The sequence below is a fragment of the Gynuella sunshinyii YC6258 genome (assembly GCF_000940805.1).
Classification (GTDB): domain Bacteria; phylum Pseudomonadota; class Gammaproteobacteria; order Pseudomonadales; family Natronospirillaceae; genus Gynuella; species Gynuella sunshinyii.
This window is the reverse complement of sequence record NZ_CP007142.1, coordinates 219020-240024: the sequence shown is the minus strand read 5'-3', so window position 1 is coordinate 240024 and position 21005 is coordinate 219020. Positions and strand designations below refer to the sequence as shown.

23 protein-coding genes and 1 pseudogene are annotated in these 21005 nt (G+C 47.0%); 5 read left to right on the top strand and 19 right to left on the bottom strand.

From position 1 onward, the window contains the following. Positions 1-51 precede the first annotated feature (51 nt). The 3 genes from YC6258_RS01160 to YC6258_RS01150 form a co-directional block, all read right to left on the bottom strand. The gene (locus YC6258_RS01160; RefSeq protein ID WP_052829981.1) at positions 52-1077 is read right to left on the bottom strand and encodes an expansin EXLX1 family cellulose-binding protein; all 1026 of its coding nucleotides are present in this window, start codon (positions 1075-1077) and stop codon (positions 52-54) included. Between the two features lie 239 nt (positions 1078-1316). After that, complete coding sequence (locus tag YC6258_RS01155; protein ID WP_044615417.1) at positions 1317-4427, bottom strand: efflux RND transporter permease subunit; 3111 nt, start codon at positions 4425-4427, stop codon at positions 1317-1319. After that, positions 4424-5836, bottom strand: a complete 1413-nt coding sequence (locus YC6258_RS01150; protein ID WP_044615416.1) for an efflux RND transporter periplasmic adaptor subunit — start codon at positions 5834-5836, stop codon at positions 4424-4426. Before YC6258_RS01150 ends, YC6258_RS01155 begins: the two co-directional genes overlap by 4 nt. 177 nt (positions 5837-6013) lie before the next feature. On the opposite strand from YC6258_RS01150, the gene YC6258_RS01145 reads away from it, so the two are divergent. Then, entirely contained in the window at positions 6014-6874 is an 861-nt protein-coding gene (locus YC6258_RS01145; RefSeq protein ID WP_052829980.1) for a YifB family Mg chelatase-like AAA ATPase, read from the top strand. 6 nt (positions 6875-6880) lie between these two features. After that, positions 6881-8794: a hypothetical protein gene (locus tag YC6258_RS01140; protein ID WP_044615415.1), complete on the top strand. Its 1914-nt coding sequence runs from the start codon at positions 6881-6883 to the stop codon at positions 8792-8794. Between the two features lie 224 nt (positions 8795-9018). Here the strand turns inward: YC6258_RS01140 and YC6258_RS01130 are convergent, their stop codons facing one another. Together YC6258_RS01130 and YC6258_RS01125 are read right to left on the bottom strand one after the other, a co-directional pair. After that, complete coding sequence (locus YC6258_RS01130) at positions 9019-9348, bottom strand: hypothetical protein (RefSeq protein ID WP_044615413.1); 330 nt, start codon at positions 9346-9348, stop codon at positions 9019-9021. 229 nt (positions 9349-9577) lie between these two features. Continuing rightward, complete coding sequence (locus YC6258_RS01125; RefSeq protein WP_044615412.1) at positions 9578-10894, bottom strand: ISNCY-like element ISGys1 family transposase; 1317 nt, start codon at positions 10892-10894, stop codon at positions 9578-9580. 588 nt (positions 10895-11482) lie between these two features. On the opposite strand from YC6258_RS01125, the gene YC6258_RS31120 reads away from it, so the two are divergent. Further along, on the top strand, positions 11483-11611 hold the full coding sequence (locus tag YC6258_RS31120) for a hypothetical protein (RefSeq protein ID WP_281176310.1): 129 nt from the start codon (positions 11483-11485) through the stop codon (positions 11609-11611). A gap of 41 nt (positions 11612-11652) precedes the next feature. Here YC6258_RS31120 and YC6258_RS29395 read toward each other — a convergent pair whose 3' ends face one another. The 10 genes and pseudogenes from YC6258_RS29395 to YC6258_RS01075 all read right to left on the bottom strand — a co-directional run bounded on the left by YC6258_RS29395 (position 11653) and on the right by YC6258_RS01075 (position 16456). Further along, entirely contained in the window at positions 11653-12042 is a 390-nt protein-coding gene (locus YC6258_RS29395) for a hypothetical protein (protein ID WP_052829979.1), read from the bottom strand. Positions 12043-12156: 114 nt separating this feature from the next. Next, a complete protein-coding gene (locus YC6258_RS01110; RefSeq protein WP_044615410.1) occupies positions 12157-12360 on the bottom strand; it encodes a hypothetical protein in 204 nt (67 codons plus the stop codon). Positions 12361-12597: 237 nt separating this feature from the next. Further along, positions 12598-12885 (bottom strand): annotated as a pseudogene (locus tag YC6258_RS29390) (transposase domain-containing protein); the annotation flags it as partial. Positions 12886-13134: 249 nt separating this feature from the next. After that, a complete protein-coding gene (locus YC6258_RS31280) occupies positions 13135-13236 on the bottom strand; it encodes a hypothetical protein (RefSeq protein ID WP_144407763.1) in 102 nt (33 codons plus the stop codon). A gap of 15 nt (positions 13237-13251) precedes the next feature. Next, positions 13252-13827, bottom strand: coding sequence for an IS66 family transposase zinc-finger binding domain-containing protein (locus tag YC6258_RS01100; protein WP_044615408.1), 576 nt, complete (start codon positions 13825-13827; stop codon positions 13252-13254). Between the two features lie 50 nt (positions 13828-13877). Beyond that, entirely contained in the window at positions 13878-14225 is a 348-nt protein-coding gene (tnpB, locus tag YC6258_RS01095) for an IS66 family insertion sequence element accessory protein TnpB (protein ID WP_082070505.1), read from the bottom strand. Beyond that, positions 14222-14572, bottom strand: coding sequence for an IS66 family insertion sequence element accessory protein TnpA (gene tnpA, locus YC6258_RS01090; protein WP_144407522.1), 351 nt, complete (start codon positions 14570-14572; stop codon positions 14222-14224). Before tnpA ends, tnpB begins: the two co-directional genes overlap by 4 nt. Then, complete coding sequence (locus YC6258_RS01085; protein WP_144407521.1) at positions 14508-15443, bottom strand: endonuclease; 936 nt, start codon at positions 15441-15443, stop codon at positions 14508-14510. The genes tnpA and YC6258_RS01085 overlap by 65 nt, the downstream gene beginning before the upstream one ends. Before the next feature lies 1 nt (position 15444). Further along, positions 15445-15783 (bottom strand): hypothetical protein, encoded by a 339-nt coding sequence (locus YC6258_RS01080; protein ID WP_052829978.1) that lies wholly within the window; start codon positions 15781-15783, stop codon positions 15445-15447. Between the two features lie 199 nt (positions 15784-15982). Next, entirely contained in the window at positions 15983-16456 is a 474-nt protein-coding gene (locus YC6258_RS01075; RefSeq protein ID WP_044615406.1) for an NlpC/P60 family protein, read from the bottom strand. Between the two features lie 516 nt (positions 16457-16972). Between YC6258_RS01075 and YC6258_RS01070 the strand changes: the two genes are divergently transcribed. Both YC6258_RS01070 and YC6258_RS01065 read left to right on the top strand, forming a co-directional pair. Then, positions 16973-17359, top strand: a complete 387-nt coding sequence (locus YC6258_RS01070; protein WP_044615405.1) for a helix-turn-helix domain-containing protein — start codon at positions 16973-16975, stop codon at positions 17357-17359. 36 nt (positions 17360-17395) lie between these two features. Beyond that, positions 17396-17644 carry an antitoxin gene (locus YC6258_RS01065; protein ID WP_044615404.1) on the top strand — a complete coding sequence of 83 codons (249 nt, stop codon included), beginning with the start codon at positions 17396-17398 and terminating at the stop codon, positions 17642-17644. 28 nt (positions 17645-17672) lie between these two features. Here YC6258_RS01065 and YC6258_RS26875 read toward each other — a convergent pair whose 3' ends face one another. The 4 genes from YC6258_RS26875 to YC6258_RS01050 form a co-directional block, all read right to left on the bottom strand. Beyond that, positions 17673-18476: a hypothetical protein gene (locus tag YC6258_RS26875; protein WP_144407520.1), complete on the bottom strand. Its 804-nt coding sequence runs from the start codon at positions 18474-18476 to the stop codon at positions 17673-17675. Positions 18477-18523: 47 nt separating this feature from the next. Next, entirely contained in the window at positions 18524-18781 is a 258-nt protein-coding gene (locus YC6258_RS29380) for a hypothetical protein (RefSeq protein WP_144407519.1), read from the bottom strand. A gap of 635 nt (positions 18782-19416) precedes the next feature. Continuing rightward, the gene (locus YC6258_RS26865; RefSeq protein WP_052829975.1) at positions 19417-20127 is read right to left on the bottom strand and encodes a P-loop NTPase family protein; all 711 of its coding nucleotides are present in this window, start codon (positions 20125-20127) and stop codon (positions 19417-19419) included. 356 nt (positions 20128-20483) lie between these two features. Then, positions 20484-20777 (bottom strand): type II toxin-antitoxin system RelB/DinJ family antitoxin, encoded by a 294-nt coding sequence (locus YC6258_RS01050; RefSeq protein WP_245627000.1) that lies wholly within the window; start codon positions 20775-20777, stop codon positions 20484-20486. Positions 20778-21005 lie beyond the last annotated feature (228 nt).

Below are 21005 nucleotides of genomic sequence, written 5' to 3'. Positions count from 1 at the left end.
GGCATAAAAATTTGCCGGGTTATTATCAACAGATTTCTCTTTGATCAGAAATCATTCGTTGCCACAAAAACCAAACTCAGTACTGGCTCCGCCCGCAAGTGTTGCGTTCCAGGAGGTTCCCGATGCCGTCAGGACGGTACCGGTCTGTGACCACTCGGCATTCCATATATTGGTGATGGTAACGCCAATGTCCTGTTCGATGGTCCAGGTCAGTGGTGCATCGTTGGGATTGGTTATGGTTATGTTGGCACAGTAACCGCCTTCCCAGGAACTGATGATGTTGAGTGTTGTTTGCGCCGGTAGCTCGCCGCCGGTATCACCACCATTGTCACCGCCAGAGCCATTGTCACCCGTTGAATCATCGTCTCCGTCATCGTCATTTCCCCCGCCGTTATAGGCCGGAAATTGTGTGCCGGTATCGATCTCGGTGGTCAGCTGGAAGGAGATGCCTTTAACTTCGACACTTTGATCCCAAAAATCGGTGATCCTGAAATCGTAAGGACCGGTACCAAACCCGCTTTCAGCCAGAAAATAGTTATAGGGCTTTCTGGGGAGGATGGTGTAGTCGGCTCCTGATCCGCTGATTCGATAACCCAGAGATTTGATGGGGTACAAATGGTCGCGCACTTGTACGGCTGTCCACCACTGGCTTGAACCTTCCTTGAAGTACAGCTTCATATTGCCGGCAACGGGATTGGCGATATAGTGCCAGTGAATGGGAATGCGCCCGGCAGCCAGTTCCGATATCTCAGCGAAGGCATCCTGATCCAGATCGACATCTCCAGGAGCGCATTCCGGGCATTGGTCGTCAATTCTCACGGTGACACTGAGACCGGTGTTTTCATTGGTGACCACGATGACTCCGCCACAGGCTGCTGAGTTGTCATAGTCGGTTGCATTCATGGCTGCGGTCAGAATATTGCTCGGCGGATCAACATAACTGCAATTGCCTCCTCCATTGTAACCATAGAACGTGCCCTCGCCACTATGGGTGGAATTGTCTGCCTGTGCGCTTGTGAATAATGTTGTGAATAAAAATATGGGAATGAGGTACAGCACTGCGATTCGACTGCTCATATTTGAGCCTCCTTTTCAGTGGGAAAAAGGTGTGGATAACACCTTTTTCCAGACTATCGCAGATATGGAAATTTAACAGTCAAAATAACTCGCTTTGTTCCATGGTTATCAAATTTGATAAGCAAATTTGAGTTTTTACCTGAGACATCTGGTGATGTTGTGCGAAACATTCTGGATGTCTCAAGGCGGTCACGCCATTAACCCGATACCAAGGCTTGCCGGGTTTAATGAGGGGCTGCTTATGGTCGCCCGGACTGGTTTTCCGGTGCATTCGTATTGCCCGTTAATTTTCCATGATGCTGTTTGACCCAGTCAGATATCTGTTCGATCGTCATCAGCATACCCGGCACCAGTAACAGGATCAGGACGGTGCCAAACAGTAGTCCAAATACGATGGTGACCGCCATCGGGATGAGGAACTGGGCATCGAACGATGTTTCAAACAACAGGGGGGTCAGTCCCGCAATGGTGGTGATGGATGTCAGTAATACCGCCCGCAACCGCTGTACCGCTGCCTCGATGACAGCCTCCTTGACGGCCATACCCTCATTTCTCAGGCGATGATAAAAACTGATCAGGACGATGGAGTCATTGACCACAATGCCACTCAACCCGAACAGTCCAAACAGACTCAACAGACTGACATTCAGATCCAGCAACCAATGCCCGAACAGTGCACCGGTCAGACCAAACGGGATGGCAATAACCACCGCCAGTGGCCAGACCCAGCTTTCAAACACCCACGCCAGAATGCCGTAAATCATTAACATGGCAACCAGTACGCCGATCTTCATCTGATCCAGCACTTCCTGTTCGTCATTGCGATTGCCTTCAATGGTTGCATCCACTTGATATTTGGAGATCAGTTCCGGCAGTACATCAGCTTCCACGGAAGCGAGGATTTGATTGGCGTTGGCGATATTGGCATCCACACTGGCGGTCACATCAATTGAGAGCTTGCCATCTTCACGGTTCAGGGATTCAACACCGCGACGAATTTCCAGGTTCAGCAGAGAGCCTATGGGCACCCAGTCGCCATTGTCGAGCGCGATTGGTAAGGCAGTCAGCATTGCCAGACTATTGGCCTGGCTTTCCGGTAATCGGACATAAATGTCCAGTTGTTCGCCATCTTCCTGGATGAAGCCGATTTCGCGGCCATTCAGCATGGTTTGCAGACGTGTGGCCAGGGTGGTCAGGTTAAGTCCCAGGCTGCGTGCTGCCGGCGTCAGGGTAAAGCGCCATTGCTCGGTACCAAACGGCAGGTCATCGCCAGGATCGCTGACACCCTGATACGTCAGGTACAGTTTCTGCAGTTCCAGAGAAGCCTGTTTGAGTGCATCAACGTCGTCGCTGGACAGACGAATGGTCAGGTCAGCATTGTCGAGGCCCCAGCGTGAACGGCCAAAACTGATTTTTTCGACACCGGCCGGGATCTCTACTTTCTTGCGCCAGTGGCCGACCAGCTCCTGATTGGTATAGGGTCGTTTGGTGTCGCTGATCAGTTCAACTTCAATGGAGGCATTTTCGGCTTCATTGCTTTCACGATGGTTGAGCACCAGGCTTTTAATGAAGTGGTAATTGGTTTCCTGCTCCACAGATTTCAGCTGTGCGACCATGTATTGCAGGAACTCGTTGATTCTGGTCTGCGATGTGCCCTCGGCGAATTCCACCGATACCGACATGCCGGTACCTTCCACATTGGGCGGCAGATTGACTTTCAAACGGCCACTGGACACCAGGGTAATGCTGAGCATGAACGCAACAACGACCAATGCTGCTGTGAGCCAGCGATATTCGACCGCACAGCTGGCCAGTGGACGGAAAAAATCATCCCGAAAACGGTTAAAATTACGATCGACCGCCGTGCGAAAACGACTGGGCTTCTTATGCAGCTTTTTATTGTGGGCCAGATGTCCCGGAAGAATCAGAAAGCACTCTATCAATGATGCGGTAATGGCACAGACAACGACATAGGGAATATCGATGAGCAATTCTCCCAGACGGCCTTCCAGCAGCAATAAAGGCATGAAGGCCGCAACCGTTGTCAGGCTGGAGGCCATGACCGGCGGCCACATGCGAATCGCTGATTTGATGGATGCCTCCATAGGGGACAACCCGCGCGCCTGAAGTACCTGGGTATCCTCACTGACGACGATGGCATCGTCCACAATGATGCCAACCGCAATCATGAACCCGAATAAACTGAGCGCATTGATGGTAATGCCCATCATGTTCATAAAAATGAACGTCGCCATAAAGGATACCGGAATACCCAGAGCCACCCAGACGGCAATCCGGGTGTTCAGAAAGATAAACAGTATGATCAATACCAGCACCATTCCGGCGATACCATTTTTCAGGATCAGACCGATGCGTGATTCCAAAAACTGCCAGCGTTCGTTATAAGGCTGGACTTTGATATCAGCGTCATCGGGCAGATTCAGTTCTTTGAGCCAGTCCAGGTAAATCTGCGCGGTATCAATGGTGTCTTGGGTTGGGTTCCGACGCAGACTGATTTTGACAGCCGGTAAGCCTTCATAAGTGATGTATTGATAATCATCGGTAAACTTGCGGATCACTTCGGCCACATCGCCAACTCTGATCACCGCACCGGTGCTGCTGTCTGTCAACACCGGCAGCTGACTGATCTGGCGGGTATCGCGGGCCAGGCCCTGGGCGCGCAACTGGGTGGAAACATCCGCTTTGCCGGCGATACCGGCGGGCAGGTTCTGGTTATCACTGGACACCGCAGTGCCAAACTGATCCAGAGTCATGCCGAGATCCAGCAGATTTTCGGCATTGACCAGAATCTCAAAACGCTCATCCGGGCTGCCTGTCAACGCGATCTGAGCAATGCCGCGGGCGGTCAGCTCATCGGCATAGGTGCGCGCACGGGCAATCAGCTCTTCGATGGGCTTGTCACCATAAACCAGCAGGTCGGCGATTGGCTCAAAGCGCTGGGCCCGGCGGACCGACGGTTCATCCACATCGTCTGGTAGCGATACGGATGTCACCGCATCTTCAATCAGGGTCTGCACATCACGCAGATCCACATCTTCATTGACCCGGATATACAGTCGTACATAGCCTTCTGAACTGGTGGTTCTGACAGAATCAATGTCAGAAACCGCCAGTACCGCATTCTCGAGCGGAATTGCAATGGCTTCCTGCACGTCTTCGGCGCTCGCACCGCTCCAGGTGGTGGTGACAATGATGGCGTTGAATTCAAAATCCGGAAAGAACTGCCGGTTGATGTTCTGATAAGACCAGAGACCAATGATTAACGTCAGCACCATCAAACCATTGGCCGCTATCCGGTGTCGGCCGAGATGTTCTATCCAGCGGCTCATGATGCCTCCTTGACCGGTATGGAGACTTTCAGTCCCCGGCTGGCATTTGGCAGACGAGTCACCAGGATTTGATCTCCGGCTTTGATTTCGCGGCTGTCAAAGATGTACCAGGTGTTTCCGTCAATCAGTGTCTGGCCGGTCACGTTCACTGCGATATCCACCAGCTGTTGCTGCTCTACCTTATAAACCAGCTTGTTTTCGTACAGACTGCTGGCGGGAATGGCGAAGACGTTATTTTGGGGAGGCAGAACCACAGTCATGGCCTGGTGCTCACCCAGGGTGATGGTCACCGGGGTTATGAAACGGAATTTGGCGACCACTGCACCGCCACTGGCCAGTGAATCCAGATCGCTCAGTTGGAGATTGTGTGGCTGTCCGGCCAGTTCCGTGAACGCATAGATCTGCTGATCTGCATTGCTTAGTCCTCTGAGTTGATTGACCGGAATTTTGGTTTCCAGGCCCAGTAGGCTGTCATCGTAGATCGTAATCAATTGGTCACCCTGGCTGACTTCATCGCCAAGGATCACGGCGATTGAGGCAATGACACCGTCAAATGGTGCTTCGATGGTGGCATCTTTGAGTTGTGACTGAAGGTCCTCAACCGCCAGCTGCTGTTCATTTTTCTGCGTGATCAGCTGTGCCATTTCATCTGCCTGACGAGCCACTGCAAGTTGCTGGGACTGCACTGATTTGAGCTGGTTCTGATATGCCATCAGAGTGGCTTCATAATCGTTGGAGCTTGATAGCTGCAGGTTATTCAGATTTTCATAACGCTTGACCGTTGCTTCCTGTATGGCCAGCAGTTTTTCCTCGATCAGCAGGCTTTTTCGATCTGCTTCGGCCTGCAGCTTTTGCAGCCGAATCTGGGCATCGATACTGGATAACTGGTTTTGCGCCTGTTTTAGGCTGCGCTGCAGGTCTTCATCATCCAGTTTCAGCAGTAATTGCCCGGTTTTTACCCGCTGTCCGGCATTGACCTCCAGCTGAGTCACTTCGCTTGATAATCTGGACAGGATATTGCGCTGTTGATAGGAGAACGTCTTGCCAAACAGGATGACCTGGGCAGACCAGCTGTCCGGCCATATTGTCATGGTTTCCACAGTTGCCGAGGTGGTGGCACCAAAGCGACCGCCACGACCACTGAAGCCACTGCCACTGCTGCGTGTGGTTTGACTGCTTTCGCTATTCTGCTGCTGTAGTTTTGCGAGGAAGGCTTTTTGTTCATCGGGTGTCATTTTTTCAAGCTTCGCTTTCTGTGCATCTGTCAGTTCTGGCGTGACAACTACAGTTGCATTAGAAGAAGGAACCCGCATAGCGGAGCTGGCTGTCTGATTCAACCAGAATACGGTCAATACACCCAACAGGATGACGGTCAGGGGAATTGCGAATTTATACACCACCGGTTTCATATGAGATCCTGAATAAAATTTATCAGTCGTAGCTGGAAAAAATGCTTAATGCTCAAACTACCCAATTCTTGAGGATTCGTATACGGTTTACAAAATAGAGACTTGCAACTGCCATGATATTTATGAAATCTTGGCAGTCCAGGAAGAGCATCAAATCAACGATCAAAGGAGTGAGCAGTGAGTCTTGCCGTTGTCCATACCCGCGCCAAAGTTGGCATCGAAGCACCATTAGTAACCGTGGAAGTTCATCTGTCCAACGGTCTGCCAGGCCTGACCATGGTTGGATTGCCGGAAACGGCAGTGAAGGAAAGCCGTGATCGGGTGCGTTCCGCTATTCTGAATGCTCATTTTGAATTCCCGCAGCGAAGAATTACTGTGAATCTGGCGCCGGCAGATCTGCCCAAAGAAGGCGGTCGCTTTGATCTGGCAATAGCACTGGGTATTCTGGTGGCGTCCGGACAGGTACCGGGTAAGGATCTGGAAAGCTGTGAAGTGTTGGGCGAACTGGCGCTGACCGGTGAATTGAGGCCGGTGCAGGGGGCATTACCAGCCTCTATGGCGGCAATAGAATGTCAACGCATCTTAGTGGTACCGCTGCAAAATACCGAAGAAGCCTGCCTGCCAGATCAGGCGCAAGTGTATGGCGCCGGCCACCTGTTGGATGTCTGTGCTCATTTGTCAGGTCAGCAACGTTTGAGTTTGTACGAAAAACAGCAGACATCGAGTGCACTGCCCGATGCTGATCTGATGGATATCAGTGATGTCAAAGGCCAGCAGGCAGCCAAACGGGCGCTGGAGGTGGCCGCTGCCGGGCGTCACAATTTGCTGTTTTACGGTCCTCCCGGTACCGGTAAAACGTTATTGGCCAGTCGCTTGCCGGGCATTATGCCGACCATGTCCGATCAGGAAATGCTTGAAGTGGCCGCCGTCTATTCGATCTCCGGCCAGCATCAACATCACTATCGTCTGCGACCATTCCGGGCCCCTCATCATACGGCTTCCGGAGTTGCGTTGGTGGGAGGAGGCTGTGAAATATAACAATAGATGCGACAATATAATAATAAATGCGATAGACTGGCATTTTTTATTACTCATGAAGTAGTCGTCCCTATTGCAGTATTGACGGCAACCGGTCTATTTGAGGTTTCAATGCCAATACAGCTCCCTGGAAGAATTCTACGCACCAATCCCAGCCCAAGACTTGTTGATTCACTTGCTGATCTAAATGGCAATATGGTCGCATGGTGGTATTGTGGGCTATATAAGAATCAAAAAGCGCAATCACAACCTTTAGCGCTGGTCGCTTTTCGAGAGCTTGGCAAGTCAGGCGATTTATCAGACCAGCTTACATATCGTAGAGTACCAATAACTGCTCTTGGCCAAGTCAGACATGGAAGTATATGGTCTGGGGGCATGTGCCATGGGGTTCACGAATTTGAGACAGAGAGATTTCAGGTGGATTTCCTTCAGGGTGGGTGGAAGTTCACGTCATTCAATCAAGCCTATGAAGAAGAAAGAACTTCTCCATTCCCAAATGAAATATATCCACTTGAATACGACAGGGATAGAAACTGGCTGATTCAGTTCTTTTTGCCTGATGATGGAACGCTTGTTATACCCTGCCTGGAGTTTTTTACTCGCTGTTACGGCTATTCTGGAGAATTAAGACGTATTTTAATGACCTATCCTTGGGAAGGGACCGGTGGATGTGAGGATAGAATATTCTGTCCAATTGATGAGAAGGAAGAGCAAGGTAAATGGAAAATCAAACTGTCAAGGGACCTTCGAAATGGTGATGCTATATTTGCGGCACATGCTAAATATGATGGCTACACAAAGTTTGCAGCTAAGGAAATCTACTCCAGGTTGGAGTCTTCATTTGATCCTTACTTTAAAAAGCCTTCGTTTATTCGCATAGGTCCTTGGTTTCGTGGGCCAGCACTTATTAAAGTTAGAGGCATAAGCTTTAATAGTGGAAAATCTTTCTTAGGTCTTCAAATTGTGGGCAGTAGTGATCCTGGTGGAGTCCCCATTATCCGCGATAGGGTGAATCGCAATAACGCTGAAACACCAGCCGGTCCCGATGCTCCTGGCAATGCTTGGCATGGTGCTCCAAATCGACAAGTATGGCCTTCTGCAGAAATATTAGACTTAACTGCATATCAAGAACCTGACCATGGTAGTGCAACTGTAGATGTTGAAGACCCTGAATTTGAGGTATTAGGTGAACCGCGGATTGTTCATACTCGTATGGATCAACAAGCGCAAGATACAGGGGGCCCATCTGTTGAGTCATCTGACACGACTACGGTTTCAGCAGGAGAACCCCATGGAGATAAAAAGGGCATTGATAGAGCATCAATTCATTCTCGCCCAGTCATGGAATCTCATGGCACTCTCCGGGATATGTGGAATGCCATGCTTTATCTTTCAAAAAAATTACCGGAAACAATTACGTCTGTCGAATGGTTCTCCTTTTCTGAAGGCTTTCAAAAGGATGAAGAGCCACACTTGATTGCATTGGAAGCGTTTGCCTCAAAAGATGATGTTGATAAGACTACTCGAAGTTGGCCTTATATGGATCCCAAGACTCAAAAAGATATTAGAGGCATACTTGTAGCTCGTATTAACTGCTTAGGAAAGCATATTTATATCGTTGAAATACAGCGTCGTCTGACTAGAAAGAAAAATAAGAAAGGAGAATTTGTTGATAAAGAAACCTACAGAGGACTTGTATTTATATTGAATGATAATATTGATGATGATCAGCGTGATAAATGGATTCGATTTATCCAGTCTGAAGTCCGTAAGGTAAGAGGAGTTGTGCAAAAACTCACGAAATATTGTCCTGGCAAGGCTGCATCCTTTAAGCATAATCCATCTAGCAGGGATACAATTTCCTGTGAAGGCACATTGGGAAATGCACTCGAAAAGATGGGTATTGTGCTAACAAGATAAAGCTAAAGAACTCACTATGCGAAAGTGTTATTAGTATGTGTGATAACTAAAAAGGCTGAATGGGTTATACAAGGTTGACAGAGCATATCACTTTACGAAAGTACACGAATTTAGTACCGGTCAAGGTGTGAATCTCCTTGGCCAGGGTACCCAGAGCGCGGTCGATATGCGCGCCAAAATTAGGTCGGCCAACCGGCCGCCAGACAAGGTCGATACCATATTCATCACAGGCGCGTTGCAGCATGTTGCCCCGGAATTCCTTGGCATTGTCGACATGCACCACTGCCGGCATGTCCCCAGACCGGCCATTCTCCTTTGACGTTGAAGCGGGCCAGATATTTTTCCTTGGGCAGGATGGATTGTGCCAGACAGAGTCCGGTCAATAACGCACTGGGGGGATCAAAGGACACATAAAAGTCGGTGACCATCCGACTGAACACATCAAATGCCAGAGTGATCCAGTAACAGCACCAATGGAGTGGTTGATTGTAGATCCCTTTGGGTGGATGAGAACAGGCTCCAATTGGCTCACTGGATTTTTCAATTTTGGCCATTTTGCAGTGAAAGCTTTCAGCCCCTAATTAGTGCCCATCCATAAACCGAGGTTTTTGATTTTTTTATGATGCAATAGGGTTCGATAACAGGTAGCCCTATTGCTTCATCTCTCCTTACACCGCTGATTGTTTAAATTTTAGACCAGACACTTAAATCTTGTCGATTCTCAGGCATGCCAACGATACATCCTGTCGATGCATCATCGCTCTATGTCGACCTGGGGGCATGTCATTGCTGCAAACGCACGAACCGGATTAAGTTGTAGGTCAGTATCGATGACCAGACAAATGCCTGGAAGCCTTCTTTGCCTTTCCACCGAGCCATCGAACAACCAAATCGACGCTTGAGTTCCGAGATATTACCCTCAATCTCTGCTCTAAAGTTGGCCAACTTTGTGAGCGTTTTTTGTGTTAATCCCATCTGGCTCAACGTTAACCCCACGGGTTTTTGGAAGGCAACCGCTTGAACACCCAGTTGACGGCCCTCGAGCACATTCGCCTGGCTCGCATAGCCGCCATCCGCAATGGTTCGCTTGGGCAGACGTTGATAATCGCTCTGATGCGCTCTCAATACTGGTAAGAAAAGTTCCTTATCACTGGTATTGCCTTCCTCAATGCAGCAGTAGGTTAAAAAACCTGACGCATCCGATGATAAATTCACTTTGTGGCCAAACTGTACATCTCGAAAACCTTTGATAATGATGTCGGTATGCGCTTCGAAAAGACTCACGATCTTTTCGGATGCAGGAACCTGTTGCTGATCAATCACACGCCGCGTGGTTTGATGAATCACGCGCACCAGCAGATCACGAGAGTGAATGAGGCGCTCACGCCACTGGGGTGCCGAGGTGATTCGGTTCAAGGCTCGATCAACTTGTTTCAACACTCGCTCTGCAATACGCAACAGCTGAGGATACAGATGATCTTTCTCGGCCTGCTTGGCATTGAAGATGCGAAACGCCAAGGATTTTGACGCCTTACGCTGATCGGTAAACCGAAACCGGATGCCGGTGTCGTCTTTGCTTTTTGCCAGTAGTCGGCTGAGCACACGAATACCATCATCCAATAACTGACTATCACTGGGCGAAGCAATATGACTCTTGATCACGGTACTGTCGATACGCAAGTGTTCAATATTGACAATGCCCTCGTTCAGCCAGTGTCTAATCAGTTTGGTATTAAGTGTCTGCAGCGTCATGGGTTGAATTGTACGGATACTGCTTTGCAAGCTCGAACGACTGGGAAAAACTCCCATGGGCAAGCGGGCAAAGGCACGATAAGTGGCAGAATCGGACAAATGGAACGCCATCTGCTCATAACTGAATTGGAACAGCTGTTTGATGAGCAGGCATCGAAGCACACTCTCCGACGTTAACCCTTTACTGCCGGTTGCCTGTGGATGATGTTGAGTGAGGTCCGCATGTACCCAATCGACTAACTCTGGATGTTGATCAAGCACCCTGGAGAGATGTTTGAGCTGCTGCCCGGTCTCGTGTTCAGAGAATGATTCAGTTAAACTCAGCTGAGCATGACGAGCTTCTCGCATGTGGAATCCTTTTGGTTTGGTTGTGTTTTTTTGTGGTGATTAAACGCTATCAAATACCAAAAGGATTTTTTATGCCTGTCAGAAATATTTGTCAATAATATCAAGGAGTTATGTGTTTATGGATGGGCACTAATTAGTTGAGAAGGCCATTGTCAGAGAGGTGAGGATTTTTTAAAGCACAAAAAAACCGCCCTGAAGGCGGTAGTTTTGGTAGCACACGGTGGTGAGTCGTGGTGCTACGGTCGGGTATCTTTAACCAGATAGCGGAAGTATAGCAAAGCTATTATTCCTTTTCGCATAGAAAAGCATTGTTCTTATAATATTTTGAATAAAAAATCTCTGCTATACTCATAGCTGGTTATAAATACCGACATGACCCCGTATGATTTAAAAGGGTTCAGAGTAATCTGAAGGGTATGATTACTCTCTCTGTTAAGGCCCATGCTGGCGGGGTGGTACCCGAATCTGGTTTTAAGTATGGATCATTGACCAATCGTCGTGTCGGGTATCTTTAACCAGAACCCGTTGCCCAAAATCAGTCACCAGGTTGTGATGGCGGGACTCGACACCAATAAAGGGAGACCAATTATGGTTGATCCATTGGCAATCTTTATTGTTGTCCTAATTGTAAGTGTCGCTGGAGGCATTAAAGTCTCAATCGGCGACATCAACATTGGCAACAAGGGTGGCGAGAATAAACGTAACCCAAAAAACTAACGTTTTTCCGCTCCTTCGGGAGCGGTTTTTAACGCCTCTAATTAGATTTCATTGTCTGGCTCTTTGTCGTGGCCATAACTGGTTGCTGTGATTGCTGTAGCAGAAGCTACGGCTCCTACGGCTGATCCAACACCAGTTATGACAGCAGTACCGGCTGCCATCCCGCCGCCGCCAGTAGCCAAAGCTCCGCCTCCTATCGCAGCTAAAGAGGCATTCGTTAGCGCCACGCCAGACAAACTACTGATTGCTGTTCCTGTACTGGCTGCCCCAAGTAATCCAACTCCTCCTGCAGTAGCAGCAATGACTGGAGCAGCAACCATTGCAAAGCCACCAGTCGCAACAGTGGCACCTACCGCGACCAATGTCTTTCCGGGGTTTTCGATAACAAAGTCCACAATATTGAACAGTACACCACCAATAAATCTCAACATTTTTAATCACCCATTTCTGTGCGTTATTAGTCATTAATCGACTGCAAAACCTAACCTAAGACTGACCTCTGATGATCAGTCCATATCAATGAAACGCTTTTTTAAGTTATGAATTTACTTATCTAAAATCAGTCTCGTTCGACCATGACGACCTTGAATCACCACTGTATTACCTTCAGCCTCATCCGCTAAAATTGCGGATATTTTAAGAGCTTTTTCTATCACCACCTTATTGGTGGACACACCATAGGTTTCTCGCAGAAAGGTCAGTAGTTTCGCGGACTCATCACTAAAGGCGATTGTCGTTACATTAGCCATACATTTCCTCAAAAGAAGACACCTTGATTCCACGCCGCAGACCCGACACTGAGGGTTAAAAGGGTATAAGCGGCAGGAAAAAAGATCATAAAAATCAAAACATTACCCCTCAGAGCTTGTTTGTTATATCAATTCTATATGCTTAATATATGGCTAAAACATACAAAACAAGCAAAAATTATTGACCCATTAGCAAATCGTTACCATAGTGAACGTAAGCGATCCATAAACCCCAGCCTATATTTCTCTCACCTTCTCCCGTACTGTACTCACATCCAGGTGCCAGGGCAGTAAGGCTTCGTAGTCTTCCACACAGGTCGCTTTGGGCAGGGCTCTAAAAAGATATTTCAGGTACGCATACGGCTCATGGCCATGAAGCTTGCACGTTTCAATAAGGCTGTAAAAACGGGCACTGGTCTGCGCACCCCGTGGGGTATCGGCAAACATCCAGTTCTTACGGCCGGTGGCAAAGGGTCTGATGGCGCGTTCATTGGCATTGTTGTCGATGTCCAGGAAACCGTGCTCACTCTTCGTGTCGCATCGAAATAAAGTCGGTAATTGACAAATAAAGATAGTAACTATGATCGTAAACTATAGATTATTGGTGGCTTTGTTCCGAGCGGGCCCGCCAGAGTTACCAACATTATTTTTTCGATTGTCAAAAAGGAATCGATAGCCCGTGGCATCCACGTCGATTGAATTACCAACTTTATTTCGATCCTACACTTCGAACAGGTTGAGCAGAGGTTGAGCCTCATCCCCCAGGTGTATCAGTCAACGGGCCATGGTGTTGCAGGGCAGATGAATACCGCCCCGGTCATGCTGGGCCTGCTGCCGGTGCAATGGGGTGCCATCGACATATTTGGCGGTGGCAATCTGTGCCGCCGGCGTTTATGCGTCCTGCAACGCCGGCATACCGTACATCCTGTACATAAGTCCTGCCGCCGCATTGGTTTTAGGCAGGATCTGAAGAGACTTGGGGGCGGTTTTTAACGCTGAGGATGCATGACAGGCACAGCAGCCGTAGCGGTGTTGTACCTGTTCTATGACAATATACTGCGCCGGAATGAACTCGTATTGCTCGGTCACGGTTTCGCCGATTTTGACCAGCGTTTCGCCACAACCACAGAGGCGTTCGGATTCCGGCAGTTCATACTCAATGCGATGGCGCGCCAGAGTGTCATCACAGCGGGTCCGTTTGCCACGTCGTTTCTGGCGTGTCGCAGTGATCGTATCGTCGTCTTCCGGTGTCAGCGTCTCGGTCTGAACGTCTGGCACACACTCCGGTTCAAATAACGCCAACTGATCCTCGGACAACTGTTCAGAAGAGGGCTGATATTTTTGCCGCAACAGTAAACGTAATTGCCGTTCCAACACGGCAATCCGTTCGTTCTGTTGTTCAATCAGATCATGCTGTTGTTGTAACAGATCTATGAGTGCTGATGTGTCGGAATCGGTCAATGTCATGATACGAAGTGTATCGTTACTGTCCGCATCCGACCAGCGTTAAATCACGGTTAACGAGCGATCATACCCGACACCGATTTCAACGGTGCATGCGGTTTGAAGCGGAAAATATCATACCCGTCCAGCAACATATTCAGTTCCTTAACCGACACCTGAGCCGGCTCACCGGCTTTGGGCCAGCAAAAGCGATTATCTTCCAGGCGTTTATGCCAGATGACAAAACCGTTTTTCTCCCAATAGAGGATTTTCAATTTATCTTTGCGTTTGTTGACGAACACAAACAGGCTTTTACTGAACGGTGAGACGGTCATACTCTGTTCCACCAGGGCGCTCAGGCCATCGATCTGCTTGCGCATATACAGATAAACCTGAAGAGAACTATTACCGGGACGGATCATAAGACCTCCTGGATCAGTCGCAGGCAGCGTAGAAACAGTTGGTCGTCGGTCTGGGCGTGATAGTGCAACTGTATCTGACCCATGGACAGAGTAATCCCCTCGACATCCGACACGGGATCAGGTTTGATGAACACAGGCAAAAAAGCGTCCTGCGCCAGAGTATGTTCTGTGATAGACGGCTGAGCGTGCAAGCCCTGTTTCTTTTTAAGCGTGTGTTTCCAGGCATAAAACAGATCGGGGTTGATGTCTTGCTGGCGACAGAATGCCGCCATGGATTGCCCACTAATCGACCATTGATGGATCAGATCTGACCAGTGTTGTTGTCTGGGTGTGAGTGATGGCGTCATGAGTGCCTCTGATGTGTTGTGAGGCTGGTAGTATTACGGATGTCTCAGGTGGTTGGCAGACTGGGGTTTGTGGATCGTTTACATACTTTGCTTGCGCACACGACTTCATCTGTGAACAGGTATGTATTTCGGGTTGACACTGATTTTCATCAGAGGAAGAAGTTAAGGTCTGTTCTTCCTCTGATATCTTCTCAACAGTGCAGTCAGTGCTTACATAGCAGTTTGAATTTCCTTGTATGTTCAAGATACGAGTATTTAGCTGCTTTTCATCCTCATCTACTGGATCCAGTTTAGACCAGGCATCAAATAATTGTGTTTGCTGTCGACTGATCTTGAGACCATATCGGTCACGCATATAAAAATAGATTCGGGCAACGTCTCCCTGCCGATCCTCAGGTGGCTCAGCTCGATGACTTTTAAAGTCAACTTCAAAGTTGCACTGGCCATATGCCCTTGGTTCTCCTTGAATGATACCGTAACGGAAATTGGATCGATCACCATTGAGTTCTCCTACGGCAGGCACCAAATTGTGTAGGTCTGACTCCATGATATTGAAATAATGGTCAGTGCTCGTACATCGTGCTCGACCACCGTTTTGCCAGCATTGCCGTTGATGTCCAAATTCCCACGCTGGAACCACATGCTCCCATTCCAATCTTGCTCCTCGTTCCGGCTGTTTGCGTGGCTGATAACCACAATTACTTGGGAGTATAGTGTTATCCTTAAAGTCGCAACCGCAGTAAAATGTTTGGTGCTCATCGGCGTAGATGGATGAGGCAATCTTCTTTGCTTCGCTAAATGAGTTTGCATGCTCTGCAAAAGCAAACGTTGTGGCAGAAATTAAACAGCCTGTCAGAAGAAGTTTTTGCATATTATTTCTTAGTGGGTTTTTCATACATAAAAAACATTTGTCGTTGAGGCTTAAGTTTGATGAAGTCCGTGCTCTTAATTGCATTTGCTGATCGACGAGTACTACCAGAATCTGTAATCACCTCAAGGTCAGAATTTTCAATGATCATGTCGTGGATATCATCACTGTGAGCTGGTGTTTCACTATAAATTGCAGAATAAAAATCCTGCATTAAAAGCATGTCTCCAGATTCAGAAATGAATCGGGGTATATCGTCGTATAAATCTGCTTTGGCAGACTCTCTGGATGATTCATTAAAGAGATAGAGTTGTCCTTCATTGGATGGATTGTATGACAGCATTTTCAGCCCTGATCTACCGAAGTGCGCTTGCTCAACATCATCAGAGAGATGACAGGAATCTGGGTTTTCTTAGTTTCTGAACCAAAAGCACTTATTTGATAGACATAAAATAAAGGTAGTTATTTTTACTCGAGAAACCAATTTTCCACCGCCCATTAATGTGTAACATGTATACGGAAAGAGTAGTATCGGTTCAGTACTAATATGGCGTTTGCATGCTCATCCTATAGTCGTAATTTCTGACATGATTGTAGATCATGCAACCAATCATGCCGCCTGCAACAGCATATCCTAACCAGTTTTTATTTCCGGCTTTCCAGGCTGCAAAACCAGCGATCAAGGCACCTGCTATGAATGCTTGTATTTGAGGGCTGGAAGAGCGGCCCCATAGCAAATAGCTTGCAATGTGCTCGCAGTTTCGATGGGTTGCTCTATATTTGCGGTTTGCGTTGAGGATTTGATGCAAGCGGTGGCGTAATTGCTCGATATCATCGAATTCCATGCTTACAACCCTAATAGTGTGGCCTTCAGCGTAGGTTTGGATATTTACGATTTCGACATCGTTGTTAGGAGAGTTATGAACGACTTGGCCTCCTCCCAGATAGACACCGACATGCTCAATGATCCCTTTGCGGCGATACAGCAAGTAGCCAGGCCTGATTTTTGGATGCATATTCATTGTTCCTATTATAATACGTTTAACGTATATACGCTAAACGTAATTGTATTCAAAGTCAATGCTTTGTAATATGCGTTTTTTAATACTTGGCTGGAATCCAGAGCACATAGGGCCAATGTGTAGCTGACAGCATTCCTCTGGTGTCTGAAATGGGAGAAGCAAGGCCTTTTCTCTATGCTTGATAAAACCTAAATCCAAGTATTGAGAGATATACTACCGATCATGATGGAAAGGAGGCTTCAGGCCAAAGCAGACCTAATTCGGTATAAAAAAATAGAAAGCTAAAGAATCGAACAAATGACTAAGCACTGGATACCTGTTTATGAATATGAAGCAAAGGTGGGCAATTCTGTGATGGGGTACAGAGTTATGGCTGTGGCCAGAGCAAATCATTTTCGGCATCAAGATAGTTATTGCAGGGTATTTCCAACACGCCTTCTCCCTGCCGGCGTTTATAGAAGTGTGTTAATCAGTATGAGTAAAAATGACTGAGCCTAATATGGAAGCTATATGAGTGTAGAACAGACATCCTATTCCGCAGTACTGGGTGTAGTGCTTAGAAATCTTCGGATAGACCATGGGATTGAGCAAAGTGATATGGCTGCACGAATGGGATTGTCCCAGGCAAGTTATAGTCGTTTGGAAGGTGGTATTTCTGTATTTTCTGTCGACCAAATGTATCAAGCTGCTGGTGCACTTAGTGTCAGTGATGAAGAAATCAGCAATCGAATATGCCAGACCGTCGCCCATCTTCGGGCCAATGGCGTTAGGATAGTACACCCAGTAAGGAAAAATAGTACGCAGAGCCAGAAAGAGAGTTCCAAAAGTGGAGTGGGAGGTTTTTTGACTGGAGCGACATTGGGCGCGTTGTTGATGGGATTGCTATCCAAGAAATGATCATTTGCCTGTAACTTATTGTTAGAGAGTGTTCCTATGGCGTGGAAAGTGGCGAAAGTATTAAAAAGGGGGAAAGACCAATTTGTCATACTGCCGGGAGAATATCAATTTGAAGGTGATGAAGTTTGTATTCGACGAGATTTGAAGATAGGCGATGTCATTTTGTCTAAGAAGCCCATTGACTGGGATAGCTTTTTTCTTGTCCGAGAAAAAGCGAATGAGGGAAGAAGCGATTTTATGAGTGATCGTGTTCAAGGCAAGATTGTTGATAAAGATTTGTTCTGATGAAGGAGTATGTTGATATTGTAATGGCTTACGGTAAAGGTATGAAATATTCCTGCTGACTTAAGACGAGCATTATCCCATCACCATCTCTAGTAAACTCGGAATTCATGATAGTGCTTCTAGTTTGTTTGGTAGTTTTGAAATTATGAAAATACTCCAGAGCTATAGGAATCCATTTGGCCAGAAAATCAGGATCAGACTTTTCATGAGTTAACTGGATTAATTTTTTCTCCAACTGTGTTTTTCTTTTTTTTCTAACCTTTGCCTTGTCAACTTTCGGTATCAAATGAAGCGAGTATTTATTATTTAAGAAGTTAATAAACCCAGTAATAGCAGCTTTCTGACCAGGTGATTCAAGTAGGTATTGGTCTAAGATAGCTTGTGTCGGGTAAGTAGTTTTGAATTTCTCTGTGAGATTGACTAATGCAACAGCTGGAGTCAATGCCAACCGAATGGACCGGATAGTGGTTTTGCCAGCGGATAACCGCTTTTGAAGTTCAGATCCATACTCTGCCAACAATCTGCCGAAAGTAGTATGAGGAGAATATTTTGAAAGGAGGTTCGTAATACGAATTGAGTCTGCGGCATATTCTCTAGCCTGTGGAATCACATGAAGCAAACCTGTCTTTTCCATCCACATCATAATACGCCGTACTCTCCGTAACCTCTCAGGATGAAAATATGAGACTAATGCTTCATAGGAGGGTATTTCTCCCCATTTTTTCTCAACTTCAATAAAAAATGGGATATATCGTTGTATGCAAAGAGCTGTCGTTTTTGCGCCCGAATAAGTCATGAGCCAATGACCGAAATTAACAAAATGACTAGCCATTAAGGGATTACTGAAAGCATTACGGTTCATTTTTATTTTTTTATTGGCTACATCGAGCCAATAACAAGTGTCGCATCGGATGCCTTTTCCACCGGGTATAGACTGACCACAGGTACCGCAAATATTTCTTCCACGTATACAGTATCGACAAAGAGTTCCATCTTGCGATGGTTGCAACAGGCGAAACTTCTGACACCCAGGGCAAGTACGAAAGTCAGCCCGCGCACATTTCGGACATCTTCGCAACCCGTCGGCGAAGCGAGATAGCCGTGTGAGTTTGGAAGACAATGTACCACAGACTTCACAAGATTCCTGTGATCTGAAATATAGGGAACAGGATGCGCATGCTGGTCCATATGGAGTTATCTTGCCTAATGGGTATTGTTTCTTTCCACATCGAATACAGGGTAAATCAGTTTCGCAACGTCTGCAGACCGTATTTGGTTCGCGCTTGAGTAATCTGGCTTGCCTACCGCACTTGGGACATGGCCTTTTCTTAAATTCCCGTAAATAGCAAGTTGAGCAGTATCGGTGACCATTACATTTTCGGTGCGTTTTGCACATCTTCCGTCCGCACTCGTCACAACGAATAACTGGCAGATGCTCATTGTTGTTCATTGGCATGGTACCTCTAAATGATGGATTTACAGAAAATCATGAGCAGTAGTGTAAAAGGATGTATTTAAATTTACTGATTAAATGGTCAAGGATTTACGTTCAGGTGCTGAGATTTATGGTGATTTAAAAGACCATATTGGCGGTGGTGAAAAGATCGTTGTAAAAATTGATAAACTGGATAGATAACGGAAAATGATTCAAACACTTACTGGAAAGCGTTGGCCAAAAAATACCCTCATCTCACCTCAAACAGCGACCCAGCGATGCTGGGTACACATAACGGAGAACCTGCTCAACAATAAGATAAGAAGAGCAGCTGCTATCAACTCACCATTTGCTCGAAGACCGATTGGACCTGTTTACTGATAGCCTCCACTTGCTCTCGCTCTTTTATAGATTTGGGTCTTATAGTAAATGATCGGTCCAGTTGAATAATGGGTGATCTTGAACTGAAGTTTAAAAATGCTTTTAATTCTTCAGTGGCATGCTGTTCAACCTCAAAGCCTTTAAAGATAGCGGCACATATAAAACAGCCATTTGCGACATATGGATTTATGCTTGAATCCACATATCGAATGACATTTTCGACACTGTGTTTGAGAGAATAACTAGATCTTGTCCAGTTTATTGTCTTTCTGGAGTGCATGAACTCCAAATATAAACATGCCCGATTGCATTCATCAGTAGCCTGTAGGAGGCGTGCTCTATTCTCATGGAAGTCCTGTTCCATTTCATCCCGAGTTATTTGCCCAGAACGGAATTCATGCCACTTTTTGTCTGGCCCCCAATAGTTTAAATGCGGAAATGCATTCAAGATTGCCTTGATATCTGAACGGCTCATCCATTTTTTTGAGGGAGACTGATCAACCAGCAGCGATTGGGCCTTATGCCAGGGAAGCCTGACTTCTTGATGGGCAATAACATCTAAAGCCTTAGATAAAGGTATGAATTCGGTTTGTGCCAGTTGTTTGGCCATACGCTTTGCACGACGCACCGATAGGCCAGAAGGAAAATATAGTGTAGGTATACGCATCGTTAAACATCCATTGAGGTTACGTGCTTAGCCCACAAAACATCGTACAAGACGTTTAAAATACATATAGCATTCATTTCAGGTGTCATCACTTGGGATGTTCGCCACAACGGGTGGGCTGCAGGCATACACCAATGCCTGTTTGGCAGTCTAACAAAACAAGCTTATGTTACAAGCATTTCGTATCTCGGCCCATGTCGATAACGTCGTTCATTTTTCCGGTTTGCAGAAACGGCATTGGTACACAATTTTTGCTGTTTTCGCTTCGATATCGTCCTTTATTCGCTGCGCAGCATCTGGATTGTCATCAGAGATGTAGTCCACAATGGACAGGAAGTCTCGCCAGCCATTCCAGATCAGGCACGCTTGCGCTTCCTGTCGATCAATGCCTGCACCTCATCCAGGACCTGCTGATGTGGTACCGTATTTTTTGCGTCCATCAGGGCCTCTTCCACTTTACTGCGGAACCAGGCGTCATGCGCCTCCGGATCAACCGTCAGTCCCACGGGCAATCCTCCCTCTTTGGTGATCCGTGTCAGCAGAATGCGAACAGCATCGGATACTGTCAGACCAAAGCTGGCCAGCTTTTCTGCTGCATCAGTCTTCAACTCATCGTCCACACGAACGTGCAGCATTGAAGTACGAGCCATGATTGATTCTCCAAACGTTTGACATGACCCTATGTTGTATCTCATTTGCGATACAATCAAGACATCATCACAAGAAAGATTATCTAGCCTGAACAGACACCTGTAATTTATGCACGATTGATTTACCATCCCTGCTTAATCACAATGATATTCTGTACTGATTAGCTCGCAAATTTTTTCTCCCACCGCCTGAAAGCATGATTCCGAAGGGATACCAGGGTTTCTCTG

Bases quoted from the DNA above. Each gene is read 5' to 3' on its own strand.
- tnpA (WP_144407522.1), bottom strand. From the start codon at position 14,572: ATGACGCCATCACTCACACCCAGACAACAACACTGGTCAGATCTGATC.
- YC6258_RS01130 (WP_044615413.1), bottom strand. From the start codon at position 9,348: ATGGCCAAAATTGAAAAATCCAGTGAGCCAATTGGAGCCTGTTCTCAT.
- YC6258_RS26875 (WP_144407520.1), bottom strand. From the start codon at position 18,476: ATGGCTAGTCATTTTGTTAATTTCGGTCATTGGCTCATGACTTATTCG.
- YC6258_RS01065 (WP_044615404.1), top strand. From the start codon at position 17,396: ATGGCGTGGAAAGTGGCGAAAGTATTAAAAAGGGGGAAAGACCAATTT.
- YC6258_RS01160 (WP_052829981.1), bottom strand. From the start codon at position 1,077: ATGAGCAGTCGAATCGCAGTGCTGTACCTCATTCCCATATTTTTATTC.
- YC6258_RS01080 (WP_052829978.1), bottom strand. From the start codon at position 15,783: ATGCTGTCATACAATCCATCCAATGAAGGACAACTCTATCTCTTTAAT.
- YC6258_RS01070 (WP_044615405.1), top strand. From the start codon at position 16,973: ATGAGTGTAGAACAGACATCCTATTCCGCAGTACTGGGTGTAGTGCTT.
- YC6258_RS01140 (WP_044615415.1), top strand. From the start codon at position 6,881: ATGCGACAATATAATAATAAATGCGATAGACTGGCATTTTTTATTACT.
- YC6258_RS01155 (WP_044615417.1), bottom strand. From the start codon at position 4,427: ATGAGCCGCTGGATAGAACATCTCGGCCGACACCGGATAGCGGCCAAT.
- YC6258_RS01050 (WP_245627000.1), bottom strand. From the start codon at position 20,777: ATGGCTCGTACTTCAATGCTGCACGTTCGTGTGGACGATGAGTTGAAG.
- YC6258_RS01085 (WP_144407521.1), bottom strand. From the start codon at position 15,443: ATGCAAAAACTTCTTCTGACAGGCTGTTTAATTTCTGCCACAACGTTT.
- YC6258_RS01100 (WP_044615408.1), bottom strand. From the start codon at position 13,827: ATGACATTGACCGATTCCGACACATCAGCACTCATAGATCTGTTACAA.
- YC6258_RS01125 (WP_044615412.1), bottom strand. From the start codon at position 10,894: ATGCGAGAAGCTCGTCATGCTCAGCTGAGTTTAACTGAATCATTCTCT.
- YC6258_RS01150 (WP_044615416.1), bottom strand. From the start codon at position 5,836: ATGAAACCGGTGGTGTATAAATTCGCAATTCCCCTGACCGTCATCCTG.
- YC6258_RS29395 (WP_052829979.1), bottom strand. From the start codon at position 12,042: ATGTTGAGATTTATTGGTGGTGTACTGTTCAATATTGTGGACTTTGTT.
- YC6258_RS26865 (WP_052829975.1), bottom strand. From the start codon at position 20,127: ATGCGTATACCTACACTATATTTTCCTTCTGGCCTATCGGTGCGTCGT.
- YC6258_RS01110 (WP_044615410.1), bottom strand. From the start codon at position 12,360: ATGGCTAATGTAACGACAATCGCCTTTAGTGATGAGTCCGCGAAACTA.
- YC6258_RS31120 (WP_281176310.1), top strand. From the start codon at position 11,483: ATGGTTGATCCATTGGCAATCTTTATTGTTGTCCTAATTGTAAGTGTC.
- tnpB (WP_082070505.1), bottom strand. From the start codon at position 14,225: ATGATCCGTCCCGGTAATAGTTCTCTTCAGGTTTATCTGTATATGCGC.
- YC6258_RS01075 (WP_044615406.1), bottom strand. From the start codon at position 16,456: ATGCATCCAAAAATCAGGCCTGGCTACTTGCTGTATCGCCGCAAAGGG.